At 54.4% G+C, this 17,013-nt stretch carries 10 protein-coding genes; 8 read left to right on the top strand and 2 right to left on the bottom strand.

Going from position 1 to position 17,013, the window contains the following annotated elements:
* Window position 1: 1 nt before the first annotated feature.
* Genes glgC through glgP form a run of 3 tightly spaced genes read left to right on the top strand, consistent with a single transcriptional unit; the run spans window position 2 to window position 5,197 of the window.
* Complete coding sequence (gene glgC / locus HV314_RS01550) at window positions 2-1,297, top strand: glucose-1-phosphate adenylyltransferase (protein ID WP_016154815.1); 1,296 nt, start codon at window positions 2-4, stop codon at window positions 1,295-1,297.
* On the top strand, window positions 1,297-2,730 hold the full coding sequence (gene glgA, locus HV314_RS01555; RefSeq protein ID WP_016154814.1) for a glycogen synthase GlgA: 1,434 nt from the start codon (window positions 1,297-1,299) through the stop codon (window positions 2,728-2,730). The genes glgC and glgA overlap by 1 nt, the downstream gene beginning before the upstream one ends.
* A 19-nt stretch (window positions 2,731-2,749) precedes the next feature.
* Complete coding sequence (gene glgP / locus HV314_RS01560) at window positions 2,750-5,197, top strand: glycogen phosphorylase (RefSeq protein WP_016154813.1); 2,448 nt, start codon at window positions 2,750-2,752, stop codon at window positions 5,195-5,197.
* Between the two features lie 108 nt (window positions 5,198-5,305).
* Here the strand turns inward: glgP and glpD are convergent, their stop codons facing one another.
* Window positions 5,306-6,814 (bottom strand): glycerol-3-phosphate dehydrogenase, encoded by a 1,509-nt coding sequence (gene glpD, locus HV314_RS01565; RefSeq protein ID WP_115190091.1) that lies wholly within the window; start codon window positions 6,812-6,814, stop codon window positions 5,306-5,308.
* A gap of 198 nt (window positions 6,815-7,012) precedes the next feature.
* Here glpD and glpE point away from each other — a divergent pair, with 198 nt between their 5' ends.
* The 3 genes from glpE to HV314_RS01580 all read left to right on the top strand — a co-directional run bounded on the left by glpE (window position 7,013) and on the right by HV314_RS01580 (window position 9,114).
* Entirely contained in the window at window positions 7,013-7,339 is a 327-nt protein-coding gene (gene glpE / locus HV314_RS01570) for a thiosulfate sulfurtransferase GlpE (protein WP_003023495.1), read from the top strand.
* A 170-nt stretch (window positions 7,340-7,509) separates the two neighbouring features.
* Window positions 7,510-8,340, top strand: a complete 831-nt coding sequence (gene glpG, locus HV314_RS01575) for a rhomboid family intramembrane serine protease GlpG (RefSeq protein ID WP_016154811.1) — start codon at window positions 7,510-7,512, stop codon at window positions 8,338-8,340.
* Between the two features lie 15 nt (window positions 8,341-8,355).
* Complete coding sequence (locus HV314_RS01580; protein WP_003023499.1) at window positions 8,356-9,114, top strand: DeoR/GlpR family transcriptional regulator; 759 nt, start codon at window positions 8,356-8,358, stop codon at window positions 9,112-9,114.
* Between the two features lie 41 nt (window positions 9,115-9,155).
* Here HV314_RS01580 and malT read toward each other — a convergent pair whose 3' ends face one another.
* Entirely contained in the window at window positions 9,156-11,861 is a 2,706-nt protein-coding gene (gene malT, locus HV314_RS01585) for an HTH-type transcriptional regulator MalT (RefSeq protein ID WP_181547179.1), read from the bottom strand.
* Window positions 11,862-12,490: 629 nt separating this feature from the next.
* Here malT and malP point away from each other — a divergent pair.
* Both malP and malQ read left to right on the top strand, forming a co-directional pair.
* Window positions 12,491-14,884: a maltodextrin phosphorylase gene (gene malP, locus HV314_RS01590; protein ID WP_104652056.1), complete on the top strand. Its 2,394-nt coding sequence runs from the start codon at window positions 12,491-12,493 to the stop codon at window positions 14,882-14,884.
* Window positions 14,885-14,893: 9 nt separating this feature from the next.
* On the top strand, window positions 14,894-16,981 hold the full coding sequence (gene malQ / locus HV314_RS01595) for a 4-alpha-glucanotransferase (RefSeq protein ID WP_181547181.1): 2,088 nt from the start codon (window positions 14,894-14,896) through the stop codon (window positions 16,979-16,981).
* The last annotated feature ends 32 nt before the right edge of the window (window positions 16,982-17,013 follow it).

A 17,013-nucleotide genomic window follows, 5' to 3' on the forward strand; every position in this document is an offset into this window, starting at 1 on the left:
CATGGTAAGTTTAGAGAAGAACGATCGTGTAATGTTGGCGCGCCAGCTGCCATTAAAATCTGTTGCCCTGATCCTGGCCGGTGGCCGCGGTACTCGCCTGAAAGATTTAACCAATAAGCGTGCCAAGCCTGCCGTGCACTTTGGCGGTAAGTTCCGCATTATCGATTTTGCCTTATCCAACTGTCTTAATTCCGGGATCCGCCGTATCGGCGTGATCACTCAGTACCAGTCACACACGCTGGTGCAGCATATTCAGCGCGGCTGGTCGTTCTTTAGCGAAGAGATGAACGAGTTCGTCGATCTGCTGCCTGCCCAGCAGAGGATGCAGGGTGAAAACTGGTATCGCGGTACGGCGGATGCGGTGACCCAAAACCTGGACATCATTCGACGCTATAAAGCGGAATATGTGGTGATCCTCGCGGGCGATCATATTTATAAGCAGGACTACTCACGCATGCTGATCGACCACGTTGAGAAAGGTGCGCGTTGCACGGTGGCCTGTATGCCAGTGCCTATTGAAGAGGCCAGCGCGTTTGGCGTAATGGACGTGGACGACACCGATAAAATTATCGAGTTCGTTGAAAAGCCCGCCAACCCGCCAGCGATGCCTAATGATCCGACCAAATCGCTTGCCAGTATGGGGATCTACATCTTCGACGCCGATTATCTGTATGAACTGCTGGCGGAAGATGATCTCGATGAAAAATCCAGTCACGATTTTGGCAAAGACATCATCCCGAAAATCACCGAAGCTGGCATGGCATATGCTCATCCATTCCCATTGTCCTGCGTACAGTCTGACCCGGAATCCGAGCCGTACTGGCGCGATGTGGGAACGCTGGAAGCCTACTGGAAAGCAAACCTCGATCTGGCTTCGGTGACGCCTGAACTGGATATGTACGACCAGGACTGGCCAATCCGTACACATATGGAATCACTGCCGCCGGCGAAATTTGTTCAGGACCGTTCCGGTAGCCACGGAATGACGCTGAACTCGCTGGTCTCTGGCGGCTGTATTATTTCTGGTTCGGTGGTAGTGCAGTCCGTTCTGTTCCCGCGAGTGCGGGTGAATTCATTCTGTAACATTGATTCGGCAGTGTTGTTACCTGAAGTGTGGGTGGGACGTTCGTGCCGCTTACGTCGTTGCATTATCGACCGCGCCTGCGTTATTCCTGAAGGCATGGTGATTGGTGAAAACGCGGAAGAAGATGCTCGTCGTTTCTACCGTTCAGAGGAAGGTATTGTACTGGTCACGCGTGAAATGCTGCGCAAACTGCAGATCAAACAGGAGCGATAATGCAGGTTTTACACGTTTGTTCAGAGATGTTCCCTTTGTTAAAAACCGGGGGACTGGCGGATGTTATTGGGGCGTTACCCGCAGCGCAAATCGCGGACGGTGTGGATGCCCGCGTGCTGCTCCCGGCGTTTCCTGATATCCGTCGCGGCATTCCCGATGCGCAGGTAGTGACGCGTCGCGATACCTTCGCCGGACGTATTACGCTGTTGTTCGGGCATTTCAACGGTGTGGGCATTTACCTGATTGACGCGCCGCATCTCTATGACCGTCCCGGTAGCCCGTATCACGACACTAACCTGTTTGCATATACCGATAACGTGCTGCGTTTTGCGCTGCTGGGTTGGGTCGGCAGTGAAATGGCCTGTGGCTTTGACCCATTCTGGCGCCCGGATGTGGTGCATGCGCACGACTGGCATGCCGGTCTGGCCCCGGCGTATCTGGCGGCGCGCGGCCATCCGGCGAAATCGGTGTTCACTGTGCACAACCTGGCGTATCAAGGCATGTTTTATGCAAAGCATATGGATGACATCCAATTGCCATGGTCGTTCTTTAACGTGCACGGACTGGAGTTTAACGGGCAGATTTCTTTCCTGAAGGCCGGGTTGTACTACGCCGACCACATTACGGCGGTCAGTCCGACCTACGCGCGGGAAATTACCGAGCCGCAGTTTGCCTACGGCATGGAAGGTCTGTTGCAGCAGCGTCATCGTGAAGGACGTCTTTCCGGTGTGCTGAACGGCGTTGATGAAAAAATCTGGAGCCCGGAAACCGATCTGCTGCTGGCGTCGCGGTATACGCGTGAAACGCTGGAAGAGAAGGCGGAGAACAAACGCCAGCTACAGATCGCGATGGGACTTAAGGTTAACGACAAAGTGCCGCTATTTGCCGTAGTCAGCCGCCTGACCAGTCAGAAAGGGCTGGATCTGGTGCTGGAAGCGCTACCGGGGTTGTTAGAGCAGGGTGGACAACTGGCATTGCTCGGCGCGGGCGATCCGGTTTTACAGGAAGGTTTCCTCGCCGCGGCGGCGGAACATCCGGGACAGGTGGGCGTACAGATTGGCTATCACGAAGCCTTCTCGCACCGCATCATGGGTGGGGCCGACGTTATATTGGTTCCCAGCCGTTTTGAGCCGTGTGGCTTAACGCAGTTGTATGGACTGAAGTACGGCACGCTGCCGCTGGTGCGGCGCACCGGTGGGCTGGCTGATACGGTCTCTGACAGTTCGCTGGAAAACCTGGCGGATGGTATCGCCAGTGGGTTTGTATTTGAAGATAGTAATGCCTGGTCGCTGCTACGCGCGATTCGGCGTGCTTTCGTATTGTGGTCCCGGCCTTCGCTGTGGCGGTTTGTACAACGTCAGGCCATGACCATGGATTTTAGCTGGCAAGTCGCGGCGAAGTCATACCGTGAGCTTTACTATCGTTTGAAATAGATATCCAGGAATCACCTATATGAATGCTCCATTTACTTATGCATCGCCCACACTCAGCGTAGAGGCACTTAAGCATTCTATCGCCTACAAGCTGATGTTCACGATTGGTAAAGACCCGGTCATTGCCAATAAACATGAGTGGCTGAACGCCACGTTGTTCGCGGTGCGCGATCGTCTCGTGGAGCGCTGGCTGCGTTCTAACCGTGCGCAATTATCCCAGGAAACTCGACAGGTTTATTATCTGTCAATGGAGTTTCTGATTGGCCGCACACTTTCCAATGCACTGTTATCGTTGGGTATTTATGACGATGTCAAAAATGCGCTGGAAGGTATGGGGTTGGATCTTGAAGATCTGATCGATGAAGAAAACGACCCTGGTCTTGGCAACGGTGGCCTCGGGCGCCTGGCGGCCTGCTTCCTGGACTCACTGGCAACGTTGGGTCTGCCGGGACGCGGCTACGGTATTCGTTATGACTACGGCATGTTCAAACAGAACATTGTTGATGGCCGACAGAAAGAGTCTCCGGACTACTGGCTGGAATACGGTAACCCGTGGGAATTCAAACGCCACAATACGCGCTACAAAGTGCGCTTTGGCGGGCGTATTCAGCAGGAAGGCAAGAAAACGCGCTGGATAGAAACTGAAGAGATCCTCGCGGTAGCCTACGACCAAATTATTCCCGGTTATGACACAGACGCCACCAATACGCTGCGCTTGTGGAATGCCCAGGCCAGTAGCGAAATCAACCTCGGTAAATTTAACCAGGGCGACTACTTTGCGGCGGTGGAAGATAAAAACCACTCCGAGAACGTCTCCCGCGTGCTGTATCCGGATGACTCCACCTATTCAGGACGCGAGCTGCGTTTGCGCCAGGAGTATTTCCTGGTCTCCTCCACGGTGCAGGACATCCTGAACCGTCATTATCAACTGCACAAAACCTACGACAACCTGGCGGATAAGATCGCCATTCACCTCAACGACACCCATCCGGTACTGTCGATTCCTGAGCTGATGCGTCTGCTGATCGATGAGCACAAATTCAGTTGGGATAATGCGTTTGAGGTCTGCTGCCAGGTCTTCTCGTATACCAACCACACCTTGATGAGCGAAGCGCTGGAGACCTGGCCTGTCGATATGCTGGGCAAAATTCTGCCGCGCCATCTGCAAATCATCTTTGAGATTAACGACTACTTCCTGAAGACGTTGCAGGAACAGTATCCGAACGATACCAGTCTGCTGGGACGGACGTCGATTATCGATGAATCCAATGGCCGCCGGGTGCGTATGGCATGGCTCGCAGTGGTGGTGAGCCACAAGGTTAACGGCGTTTCTGAGCTGCACTCCAACCTGATGGTGCAGTCGCTGTTTGCTGACTTTGCGAAGATTTTCCCGACTCGCTTCTGTAACGTCACCAACGGCGTGACGCCGCGCCGCTGGCTGGCGCTGGCTAACCCATCGCTCTCTGAGGTACTGGATGAGAACATTGGCCGCACCTGGCGAACCGATCTCAGCCAGCTAAGCGAGCTTGAACAGCACTGCGATTACCCGCTGGTAAATCAGGCGGTGCGCCGTGCGAAGCTGGAGAATAAAAAGCGTCTGGCAACGCTCATTGCCCAGCAGCTTAACGTGGTGGTGAACCCGAAATCGCTGTTTGATGTGCAGATCAAGCGTATTCACGAGTACAAACGCCAGTTGATGAACGTGCTGCATGTGATCACCCGCTACAACCGCATTAAGGCCGATCCTGATGCCGAGTGGGTGCCGCGCGTGAATATCTTCGCCGGTAAAGCGGCTTCGGCCTATTATATGGCGAAGCACATCATTCACCTGATCAACGACGTCGCGAAAGTGATCAACAACGATCCGCAAATTGGTGACAAGCTGAAAGTGGTGTTTATTCCTAACTACAGCGTCAGCCTGGCGCAGGTGATTATTCCTGCTGCCGACCTGTCTGAGCAGATTTCGCTGGCCGGGACCGAAGCCTCTGGTACCAGTAATATGAAGTTTGCCCTCAACGGTGCGCTGACCATTGGGACGCTGGACGGTGCCAACGTCGAGATGCTGGAGCATGTGGGCGCAGAAAATATCTTTATCTTTGGTAATACGGCGGAAGAGGTCGAAGCCTTACGCAGCCAGGGCTACAAGCCGCGTGAGTATTACGAGAAAGACGAAGAGCTGCACCAGGTGCTGACGCAGATTGGCAGCGGTGTATTCAGCCCTGAGGAGCCGGGGCGCTATCGTGACCTGGTTGACTCGCTGATCAACTTTGGCGACCACTATCAGGTTCTGGCGGATTATCGCAGCTACGTTGACTGCCAGGATAAGGTTGACGAACTGTATCGCCACCCGGAAGAGTGGACCACCAAGTCGATGATTAATATCGCCAACATGGGCTACTTCTCGTCGGACAGGACGATCAAAGAGTACGCCGAAAACATCTGGCATATCGACTCGGTGCGGTTGTAACAAGGGCAGGACGATCTGTAGGCCGGATGGATAAGGCGTTAGCCGCCATCCGGCAAAAGGCCCGGTAGCGCTGACGCTTACCGGGCCTACAGTTTTATATCGAGTGTCTTAAGACGCCAGCGACAGCTGCTGTTTCTCAATGTACTCTGCCAGCCACTGGCTCATGCGCGACTGCTGTTCAGCGTTCAGCCACATACCTTCTTTCGTGCGACGCCACAGCGCATCTTCCGCACGGCGCACCCATTCGTGATCGACCAGATATTTCAGCTCGGCCTCATAGAACTCATGGCCGAAGTCTTCACCTAACTCGGCAAGCGAGGTGGCTTCCCCGATAATCCATTCGGTGTTACTGCCGTAGGTGCGCGAATAATGGCGCGCCAGCGACTCGGTCAGGAACGGGTAGCGACGGCGCAGTTTGGCCGCGTAATCTTCACGATCGCCGCCGATGTCACCGCCTGGCAGAATGCACTCTTTTGTCCACGCCGGACCGATTCCCTGATAGTACGACGCCAGTTTTTCCATCGCGTGTTCGGCCAGCTTACGATAGGTCGTCAGCTTACCACCAAAGACCGACAGCAGCGGCGCTTTGCCGTTTTCGTCGTGGATATCCAACGTGTAATCACGGGTGATAGCCTGCGGCGAGTCGGACTCGTCATCGCACAGCGGACGTACGCCCGAGTAGGTCCAGACGATATCGTCACGGCCCAGCTGTTTCTTAAAGTGCGCGTTGTAGACCTTCAGCAGGTAATTGATTTCACTCTCATCAATTTTTACCGCTTTCGGGTCGCCTTTGTATTCGACGTCAGTCGTCCCGATGATCGAGAATTCGTCCATCCATGGGATGACAAACACAATACGTTTATCTTCGTTTTGCAGTATATAAGCTTGCTTCTGGGTATGGACGCGCGGCACTACGATGTGGCTGCCTTTAATCAGACGAATACCGTACGGCGATGGCAGATGCATGCCGTCGTCGAAGAACTCTTTCACCCATGGGCCGGTGGCATTGACCAGACCACGCGCCTGCCAGGTGTGCTTTTTACCGGTATCGATATCTTCAGCTTCAACAATCCACAAACCGTTTTCACGGCGAGCGGAGGTAGCGCGAGTGCGGGTTAATACCTCTCCGCCTTTGCGTACGACCATTTGGGCGTTTGCCAAAACCAGTCGCGCATCGTCTACCCAGCAGTCAGAATATTCGAAACCGCGCACAATCTCAGGTTTCATTACGGAATCTGCGCCAAAACGCAAACCGGTTGAACTCGGCAAACTGGTGCGTTTGCCCAGATGATCGTACATAAACAGACCAATGCGGATCATCCACGCTGGACGCAGGTGCGGGCGATGGGGCAGACGAAAGCGCATCGGGAAGGCGATATGCGGTGCCATTTTCAACAACACCTCACGTTCGGCCAGCGCTTCGCTCACCAGGCGAAATTCGTAGTGTTCCAGGTAGCGCAGGCCACCGTGGATGAGTTTGGAGCTAGCGGAAGAGGTGGCACAGGCTAAATCCTGCGCTTCCAGCATCAGCACGGATAAACCGCGTCCAGCGGCATCTGCCGCGATACCGGCACCGTTGATGCCTCCACCTATCACAATCAGATCTTTGGTTTCCATGCTGGCCTCTCGCACTTTCGTTATAGCTCATTAATGTTCGTTATCGAGCATAATAGCAAAGAATCGCGCCATTGGTAACATCGGATAAACAATTTACAGTGATACATATAACATTATGGCGTTTAACTGCCGTCGGGACGTACACTAAGAAGTAACATGTCTGAAAAGCGTCACCTGCAATATAAAGAAGAGAGAGCAATGGATCAGTTTGAATGTATTAATGTCGAAGAAGCGCATCAGAAGCTGCACCAGGGGGCCGCGGTGTTAGTGGATATCCGCGACCCGCAAAGCTATGCGATGGGTCACGCCCCGCAGGCGTTTCATCTGACGAACGACACGCTGGGGTCATTTATGCGCGAGCATGATTTCGACACCGCCGTGTTAGTCATGTGTTATCACGGCAACAGCAGTAAAGGCGCGGCGCAATATCTTCTTCAGCAGGGCTATGACGCGGTTTACAGTGTTGACGGCGGCTTCGACGCCTGGCATCGACATTTTCCGGCAGAAGTGGCATACGGTTCGTAAGACTATACCCAAATTAATTCGAGTTGCATCGCGACGGCGACGCAGCGAATCTCCGGGAGCGTACGAACAGTACGTGACCGGAGTGAGTGAGGAAAGCCAACAAAGATGCAGCTCGAAGTAAGAAGGGTATATATACTGTCCTCTTTTGTGTGGAATAAGCGACAGCAACCATGTTGATGATTACCTCTTTTGCTAACCCCCGCGTGGCGCAGGCATTTGTTGATTATATGGCGACACAGGGCGTTATCCTGACGATTCAACAACATCAGCAAACGGATGTCTGGCTGGCGGATGAGTCCCAGGCTGAGCGCGTGCATGCTGAGCTGGCACGGTTTCTGGAGAATCCAGGCGATCCGCGTTACCTCGCGGCAAGCTGGCAGTCGGGTCATACCGACAGCGGTCTGCGCTATCAGCGTTATCCGTTCCTGGCAACATTGCGCGAACGCGCAGGCCCGGTAACCTGGGTGGTGATGGCCGCGTGTGTGCTGGTGTTTATCGCGATGAACACGCTGGGCGACCAGACCGTGATGCTCTGGCTGGCATGGCCGTTTGACCCTTCGCTGAAATTTGAATTCTGGCGTTATTTCACCCACGCTTTTATGCACTTCTCGCTGATGCATATTCTGTTCAACCTGCTGTGGTGGTGGTATCTCGGTGGTGCGGTAGAAAAGCGTCTGGGCAGCGGAAAACTGATTGTAATTACCGTGATCAGCGCCCTGCTAAGCGGCTACGTTCAGCAGAAATTTAGCGGCCCGTGGTTTGGTGGGCTGTCTGGCGTGGTATATGCGCTGATGGGTTATGTGTGGTTGCGCGGTGAGCGCGATCCACAAAGTGGTATTTTCCTGCAGCGTGGTTTGATTATCTTTGCTTTGATCTGGATTGTTGCCGGCTGGTTTGATGTGTTCGGCATGTCGATGGCGAACGGCGCACATATCGCCGGGCTGGCCGTGGGTCTGGCAATGGCGTTTGCCGATACTATGAATGTACGAAAACGAACGTAATTTCAGGGAACAATAATGAAGCAAACACAACGACATGACGCGATCATCGAGCTGGTAAAGAAACAGGGATACGTCAGTACTGAGGAGCTGGTGGAGCATTTCTCCGTCAGCCCGCAGACGATTCGCCGCGATCTTAACGATCTGGCCGATCAGAACATGATTTTGCGCCATCACGGTGGCGCGGCGCTGCCCTCCAGCTCGGTCAACACCCCGTGGCATGACCGTAAAGCGACACAGACGGCGGAAAAAGAGCGCATTGCCCGCAAAGTTGCCACGCAGATCCCGAACGGTTCTACGTTGTTCATTGATATCGGCACCACGCCGGAAGCGGTGGCTCACGCGCTGCTCAATCACAGCAATTTACGCATTGTGACCAACAACCTCAATGTGGCGAATACGCTGATGGCGAAAGAGGATTTCCGCATCATACTCGCCGGTGGCGAACTGCGTAGCCGCGACGGCGGTATTATGGGCGAAGCGACCCTCGACTTTATTTCTCAGTTCCGCCTGGACTTCGGCATCTTAGGGATTAGCGGTATCGATAGCGATGGCTCCCTGCTGGAGTTTGATTATCACGAAGTTCGCACCAAGCGCGCGATTATTGAGAATTCACGGCATGTGATGCTGGTGGTGGATCACTCGAAGTTTGGGCGTAACGCGATGGTGAATATGGGCAGTATCAGCATGGTGGATGCGGTGTATACCGACACGTTGCCGCCAGCTGGCGTGATGCAGGTTATTGCGGACCATCATATTCAGTTAGAGCTGTGCTAAGTTAATTCCAGGCCTGATAAGCGTAGCGTATCAGGCATTAACTAAACCCCATACCCCATCATTTTCAGCAGTTTCTGCGCATGTTGCACCGCATCCTGGCGGTGTGCGACGCCGAGCTTTTGATACAAATTGCGGATGTGCGTCTTGATGGTCGTTGCCGCGACGGCCAATTCTCCGGCGATCTGCTCGTTGCTGTAGCCCGAATAAATCAGTCCCAGAACCTGCCATTCGCGCTGGGTCAGCGGGCTGGTGCGGATAAGCTCCGGTACTTCCGGGTGAGTAAGCAGACGCTCAACGAACCCCTCATCGAAGTGGGCGAATTTATGGCGGTGATGCTGGTTAATCTCACGCAAAATACGCTGGGCGCGGTGCTGATCGAGTTCCGGTAAGGTATTGAGCTGAATCAGCTGACGCAGTTGCTGCGCCATGGCCTCACCTTCAATGACAAAGTGACTGATAAATCCGGTGCGGTTCGCCAGCTGCAGCGCGTCGAGTAACACACGCTGTGCGTCATTTTTGCGCCCTGCCTGCCAGTAGAGCTGATTAAGCAGCAGCAGGTTACGGTTCAGATCGCTCATCAGGCGCAGATTGCGCGCATTTTCATTCAACTCTTCCAGCACAATCTCAGCCGGTTCAAACTCGCCCAGCAGGATCTGCGCGCGGGCGATGTTGCGCCACTGGCTTTGCAGGAAGTGGTTATTGGCGAATTCCGGTTTCGGCGTGTGGCGCAGCCAGTTGGCGGCCGAATTTTTGTCGCCCACCATTTGCCAGTAAATCACCCGTACTTTATCGGCGTTCGAGATCCAGTCACTGTGATAGTGGCCGTTACCCAGCAGGTTTTCCAGGCGGTTGAGCAGGCTACGCGCATTATCCAGATCCCCCCGGGCCAGCGAACATTGAATCAGCAGCGCCAGGCACTGTAGCTGTTGCTGCGGCTGGAATGTGGAAAGCAGTTCAATACCCGCGCGGGCAGACGCTTCCGATTCGTCCAGGCGCGCCCATGCCCACAGCAGCTGCGCGCGAATACGCACCAGGAACTCGTGCATCGGCAACTGTTCCAGATGCTGCTCTTTGATCAGCTGAAACGCTTTTTCCTGAGTCTCCCAGGCGGCCTGTAAAAAGCCCTGGGCAAACAAAATTTCGCTTTGCTGGATTAAACTCCACAGTGCGTAATGCCAGACGTCATGGTGGCGCGCCATTTGCTCGGTTTGCTGCATCAACGCCAGAGAACGCGTGAGATCGCCCTTACAGTGCAGGACTTCACCATGTACCGAGGTGGCGACGATACGGCTATAGAACCAGGCGATGGGTAACTCATCCAGCGCCAGCTTTGCCAGGCGCTCGGCTTCGTCAGGATTTCCGTCGTTAATCGCGACCTGCGCACGCAGGGCGTTAAATTCGGCGTGCAGCGTCGGTTCCATGTCGCCTTTCATTTCCTGCTCAGCGCGCGCCAGCAGGGTATTAACCTCGCCGTAGCGGTGCTGGCTTTGCATCAGCCAGGCTTGCAGCAGAACCAGACGCGGATTTTCCAGCAGACTTTCCCACGGCAGGGCTTTCAGCGACTCTTCCAGTAATGTCAATTCGCTGTGGTTAAACAGTCCCCACGCATGGTTAAGCAGGATATCGCGCAGCATATGGGCGTCGCCGGCCGCCAGCGCGTGGTGGATAGCTTCGCTGGGGAAGCCTTGCGCCATCCAGCTTTCAGCGGCGGCGCGGTGTATTTCGGGCAGTTCGCTTGCCAGTTCCCACTGACAGCGCTGGCGTAAAAAGCTGCCAAACAGCGGGTGGTAGCTGAACCACTCACCGACGTCATCCATCCGCTGCAAGAATAATCCCTGGCGCTCAATCTCCTCCAGCCGCATCTGGCCGTTTTCTTCCCCAGTGACCCGGACGATCAGCGCGTCGTTCATTGAGCGCAGAATGGCGCTTTTCAGCAGGAAGTGACGGGTGCCGAGGTCGACGCTGTCCAGCACTTCATCAACCAGATAATCGGACAGATGGCTGGCGTTGATCCCGGCGAGGCGGCGTGCGGACTGGTGTGCAGAGTGGTTGTTCTGGCGGGCGGAGAGGGCAATCAGCTGTAACGCCGTGGCCCAGCCAGCAACGTCATCGCACATCCGGCTGCTTTCTGCCGCTTCGATAGGCGAGGACAAACGTCGATCGAAAAATTGTTTGGCTTCCTGGTGGTTAAACGCCAGCTGTTGGCTGCCTATCTCCAGCAACTGATCGCGTACTCGCAGGTTGGCAATACCCAACTGCGGCAGGTTGCGCGACAGCACGACCAGCGTGAGGTTCTCAGGCTGATGACGCAGGAAGAAACGCATCGCTTCGTGAATTGCCGGATTGGAGATGAGATGATAATCATCCACTACCAGGTAGAGCGGGCGGTGCCACTCGGCCAGTTCAATAAATAGCTGCGCAAACAGTGACGTCAGGCTGGCGTATTGGCGCTTTTGCACCATCGCTTCGCTGGTGGTGCAGTGTCCACCGGTTGCCTGCTGGATAGCGGCGATCAGATAGCTGGCAAAGCGCTCTTGTTGATTATCGCCTTCATCCAGAGAGTACCAGCCTAAGTCGTTCTTCCCCGCTGCCCATTGTGAAACCAACATTGTTTTTCCATAACCAGCAGGACTTGTTATCAGGGCAAGCCTGAAATTGTTCGCGCCGGAAAGTTTAGCCAACAGGCGCTCACGAACCACCGTATGGTCGAGTCGAACCGGACGACTTAATTTAGACGGAATCAACATAAGTTAGTCACTTCACTGTGTGAAAATGGGGAAAAATGATTTTTTTTGCGCTTCGTAATTAATAGATATAAGGTCGGCCAGATTAGTGTTTTATGCAAGCTAAGAGGACTTTTTGTGTGTCTGATTTTGCACTATGTCACAAATCTAAACATCTATTATATTAATTGCTTTAAAGAGTCACAACAGGCGTGGCGACTGGATCCGTCGGTATTTTGGCTGAGCCGAAAAATACCTCCCTTTTTATAAGGTTACTCAGTTGCTTAATGTAAAGAGCCGAATTTTGTGGCCGACTTAAAAGTTTTATGTGAATTATCTTATCCACCTTGGATATTTCAGGTTAGAAACTATTTCTCTGTTTACAGATTGTTTCCCATCGTCACCCCTCTATTTGATATTGTCGATTTATCTCTTGTTATTAATGCGTCGTCCGTTGGGCATTACAGGGGCGTTATGCCGGACTTACGCGAATTTACGGGCGATAACACCCCCTTTAAGTGGCAGCGATCACACTTTTATGCTCATCCCCGCTCCTCCTCCCTGCCTAATCCGTGCCAGGATGAGGAAGGTCAACAACGAGCCTGGCAAACTAGCGATAACGTTGTTTTATTACCTAAGGATCTGGAACCCCTATGTCACAGCCTACTTTCAACAAAGATCAATTTCAGGCTGCCCTGACGCGTCAGTGGCAGCGCTTCGGTTTACTGTCGGCTCAAGAAATGACGTCGCGCCAGTGGTGGCAGGCAGTGAGTGGGGCGTTGGCTGAGTTACTCAGCGCCCAGCCTGCGGCGAAGCCGGCAAAAAATCAGCGCCATGTTAACTACATCTCGATGGAGTTTTTGATTGGCCGTCTGACCGGCAACAACTTACTCAATCTCGGCTGGTATCAGGCCGTGAGCGATGAGCTGAAAGCGCATGACGTTAACCTGACCGACCTGCTGGAAGAAGAGATCGACCCGGCGCTGGGTAACGGTGGATTGGGGCGCCTGGCGGCCTGCTTCCTTGATTCGATGGCGACAGTCGGTCAATCGGCGACGGGCTATGGTCTCAACTACCAGTACGGCCTGTTCCGTCAGTCGTTTGCCGATGGGCAGCAGATGGAAGCCCCGGATGACTGGCATCGCGGCAGCTATCCGTGGTTCCGTCACAACGAAGCACTGGATGTGCAAGTAGGGATTGGCGGCAAGGTCACCAAAGAAGGGCACTGGGAGCCGGGGTTTGTTATCACCGGCCAGGCCTGGGATCTACCGGTTCTCGGCTACCGTAACGGCGTGGCGCAACCGCTGCGTCTGTGGCAGGCCAGTCACGCGCATCCGTTTAACCTGACCAAATTTAATGACGGCGATTTCCTGCGCGCAGAGCAGCAGGGCATCGACGCTGAAAAACTCACCAAAGTGCTGTACCCGAACGACAACCACACCGCGGGTAAAAAGCTGCGCCTGATGCAGCAATACTTCCAGTGCGCTTGCTCCGTAGCTGACATTCTGCGCCGCCATCATCTGGCAGGGCGTAAACTGCATGAGCTGGCTGATTTTGAGGTGATTCAGCTCAACGATACTCACCCGACCATCGCCATCCCTGAGCTACTGCGTGTGCTGATTGATGAGCACCAGATGAGCTGGGACGATGCGTGGGCTATTACCAGTAAGACCTTTGCTTATACCAACCACACTTTGATGCCAGAGGCGCTGGAGTGCTGGGACGAGAAGCTGGTGAAAGCACTACTGCCGCGCCATATGCAAATCATCAAAGAGATTAACGACCGCTTTAAGAAGCTGGTCGATAAAACCTGGCCGGGTGACGCTGAAGTTTGGGCGAAGCTGGCGGTGGTGCACAACAAACAGGTGCGTATGGCCAACATGTGCGTGGTCAGCGGCTTTGCGGTTAACGGCGTGGCGGCGCTGCACTCCGATTTGGTGGTGAAGGATCTGTTCCCGGAATATCATCAGCTCTGGCCGAACAAATTCCATAACGTCACTAACGGGATTACTCCGCGTCGCTGGATTAAGCAGTGCAACCCGGCACTTGCCGCGCTGCTGGATAAATCGCTGAAAAAAGAGTGGGCCAACGACCTCGATCAGTTGATTAACCTGGAAAAATACGCCGACGACGCGAAGTTTCGTCAGCAGTATCGTGACATCAAGCTGGCGAACAAAGTGCGTCTGGTGAAGTTTATTAAAGCGCGTACCGGTATTGAGATAACGACTAACGCTCTCTTTGATATTCAGATTAAACGCCTGCATGAGTACAAGCGTCAGCACCTCAACTTGCTGCATATTCTGGCGTTATACAAAGAAATCCGTGAGAACCCGCAGGCCGATCGCGTGCCGCGCGTATTCCTGTTTGGCGCGAAAGCCGCTCCGGGTTACTACCTGGCGAAAAATATCATCTTCGCCATTAACAAGGTTGCAGAAACCATCAATAACGACCCGCAAGTGGGCGACAAGCTGAAGGTCGTATTCCTGCCGGATTATTGTGTCTCGGCGGCGGAAATGTTGATCCCAGCGGCGGATATCTCTGAGCAAATCTCCACCGCAGGGAAAGAGGCTTCCGGCACCGGTAACATGAAGCTGGCGCTGAACGGTGCGTTAACCGTCGGTACGCTGGATGGCGCAAACGTCGAAATCGCCGAGAAGGTAGGTGACGAGAATATCTTTATCTTTGGTCATACCGTGGAAGAGGTGAAGGCGCTCAAGGCCAAAGGTTACGACCCGGTGAAATGGCGTAAGAAAGATAAAGTGCTGGATGCTGTTCTGAAAGAGCTGGAAAGCGGGAAATACAGCGACGGTGATAAACATGCTTTCGACCAGATGCTGCACAGTATTGGCAAGCAGGGCGGTGACCCGTATCTGGTAATGGCGGACTTCGCGGCCTACGTTGAAGCCCAGAAGCAGGTTGACGTGTTGTATCGTGACCAGGAAGCCTGGACCCGGGCGGCGATTCTGAATACCGCGCGTTGCGGCATGTTCAGTTCGGATCGCTCCATCCGCGATTATCAGACTCGTATCTGGCAGGCGAAACGTTAAGGAACCGCGATGGAAAGCAAACGTCTGGATAATGCCGCGTTGGCGGCGGGGATCAGCCCCAATTACATTAATGCCCACGGTAAACCGCAGTCTATTGGCGTCGAAACCAAGCGGCGTTTGCTTGACGCTATGCATCGCTCCACCGCCACCGCTCAGGTGGCGGTGACCCCGGTGCCGAATGTCATGGTTTATACCGCTGGTAAGAAAATGCCGCTGGCAGTTGAGGGACGCGGAGAGTTTACCTGGCTGCTGACCACCGAAGAGGGCGTGCAGCACAAAGGACATGCCGTCGGCGGTAAATCGTTCAACCTTCCGGCGAAGCTGCCGGAAGGGTATCACACGCTTACCCTAACCCAGGGGGAGTTGCGTACCCATTGCCGCATCATCGTCGCGCCGAAACGCTGCTATGAGCCGCAGACGCTGTTAGCCGGGCAAAAGCTGTGGGGCGCATGCGTTCAGCTCTATACCCTGCGTTCAGAAAAAAACTGGGGGATTGGCGACTTTGGCGATCTCCGTGCCATGCTGGTGGAGGTGGCGCAACGCGGCGGCGCGTTTATCGGCCTGAATCCGATTCACGCGCTGTATCCGGCGAACCCGGAGAGTGCCAGTCCGTACAGCCCGTCGTCACGCCGCTGGTTGAACGTTATTTATATAGATGTGAACGCAGTAGACGATTTTCGCCTGAGTAAAGAGGCGCAGGCCTGGTGGCAGAAACCCGCGACTCAGCAAGCTCTGCAACGCGCGCGTGATACCGAGTGGGTTGATTATTCTGCCGTTACCGCATTGAAGATGACAGCGCTGCGTATGGCATGGAAAAGCTTCTCTGCACGTGACGATGAGCAGATGGCGGCATTTCGCCAGTTTGTGACTCAGGAAGGGGATAGCCTGTACTGGCAGGCGGCCTTTGACGCGCTGCATGCGCATCAGGTGAAAGAGGACGCACTGCGCTGGGGCTGGCCGGTGTGGCCGCAAGCTTTCCAGTCGGTGGATTCGCCAGAGGTAAAACGCTTTTGCGAAGAGCATCGTGATGAAGTGGATTTCTACCTGTGGTTGCAGTGGCTGGCGTATACCCAGTTTGCTGACTGCTGGAAAACCAGCCAGGGCTTTGCGATGCCGATTGGATTATATCGCGATCTGGCTGTCGGCGTGGCCGAAGGCGGGGCGGAAACCTGGTGCGACCGCGAGTTGTATTGCCTGAAAGCCTCGGTTGGCGCACCGCCGGATATTCTCGGTCCGCTCGGGCAAAACTGGGGATTGCCGCCGATGGATCCGCATATCATCACGGCACGCGCTTACGAACCGTTTATCGAACTGCTGCGTGCCAATATGCAGAACTGCGGTGCGTTGCGTATCGACCATGTTATGTCGATGCTGCGTCTGTGGTGGATCCCTTACGGTGAAACTGCCGATCACGGCGCCTACGTGCATTATCCGGTCGACGATCTGCTTTCAATTCTGGCGCTGGAAAGTAAACGTCATCACTGCATGGTAATTGGTGAAGATCTGGGGACTGTGCCGGTAGAGATCGTCAGCAAGCTGCGTGACAGCGGCGTGTACTCCTACAAAGTGCTTTATTTTGAGAATGACCATGAGAAAAATTTCCGCGCGCCGAAAGCGTACCCGGAACAATCAATGGCAGTCGCGGCGACGCATGACCTTCCTACGCTTAAAGGTTATTGGGATAGCGGCGATCTGACGCTGGGTAAGGCGCTGGGTCTGTACCCGGATGAAGTCGTGCTGCGTGGGTTGTATCAGGACAGAGAACTGGCGAAACAGGGGCTGCTGGACGCGCTGCACAAATACGGGTGCCTGCCAAAACGTGCTGGTCACAAGGCGTCACTGATGTCGATGACGCCGATTCTTAATCGCGGCATGCAACGCTACATCGCTGACAGCAACAGTGCGCTGTTGGGCCTGCAACCGGAAGACTGGCTGGATATGGCTGAGCCTGTCAATATTCCCGGGACCAGCGACCAGTACAAAAACTGGCGGCGTAAGCTCACCGCCACGCTGGAGCAGATGTTTGCCGATGACGGTGTGAACAAGCTGATTAAGGATTTGGATAAGCGCCGAAAAGCGGCCGCGAAGAAGAAGTAAAAAAGCCGGGGATTTCCCCGGTTTTTTTAGGG

Origin of the sequence: Citrobacter sp. RHBSTW-00887 (assembly GCF_013728095.1) — a bacterium.
In the GTDB taxonomy this organism is placed as follows: Bacteria; Pseudomonadota; Gammaproteobacteria; order Enterobacterales; family Enterobacteriaceae; genus Citrobacter; species Citrobacter braakii.

What these genes read in the sequence shown, in the direction of transcription:
- glpD (WP_115190091.1), bottom strand. Translation starts at nt 6,814, where the DNA reads ATGGAAACCAAAGATCTGATTGTGATAGGTGGAGGCATCAACGGTGCC.
- glpG (WP_016154811.1), top strand. Translation starts at nt 7,510, where the DNA reads ATGTTGATGATTACCTCTTTTGCTAACCCCCGCGTGGCGCAGGCATTT.
- glpE (WP_003023495.1), top strand. Translation starts at nt 7,013, where the DNA reads ATGGATCAGTTTGAATGTATTAATGTCGAAGAAGCGCATCAGAAGCTG.
- malQ (WP_181547181.1), top strand. Translation starts at nt 14,894, where the DNA reads ATGGAAAGCAAACGTCTGGATAATGCCGCGTTGGCGGCGGGGATCAGC.
- glgC (WP_016154815.1), top strand. Translation starts at nt 2, where the DNA reads ATGGTAAGTTTAGAGAAGAACGATCGTGTAATGTTGGCGCGCCAGCTG.
- glgA (WP_016154814.1), top strand. Translation starts at nt 1,297, where the DNA reads ATGCAGGTTTTACACGTTTGTTCAGAGATGTTCCCTTTGTTAAAAACC.
- malP (WP_104652056.1), top strand. Translation starts at nt 12,491, where the DNA reads ATGTCACAGCCTACTTTCAACAAAGATCAATTTCAGGCTGCCCTGACG.
- HV314_RS01580 (WP_003023499.1), top strand. Translation starts at nt 8,356, where the DNA reads ATGAAGCAAACACAACGACATGACGCGATCATCGAGCTGGTAAAGAAA.
- malT (WP_181547179.1), bottom strand. Translation starts at nt 11,861, where the DNA reads ATGTTGATTCCGTCTAAATTAAGTCGTCCGGTTCGACTCGACCATACG.
- glgP (WP_016154813.1), top strand. Translation starts at nt 2,750, where the DNA reads ATGAATGCTCCATTTACTTATGCATCGCCCACACTCAGCGTAGAGGCA.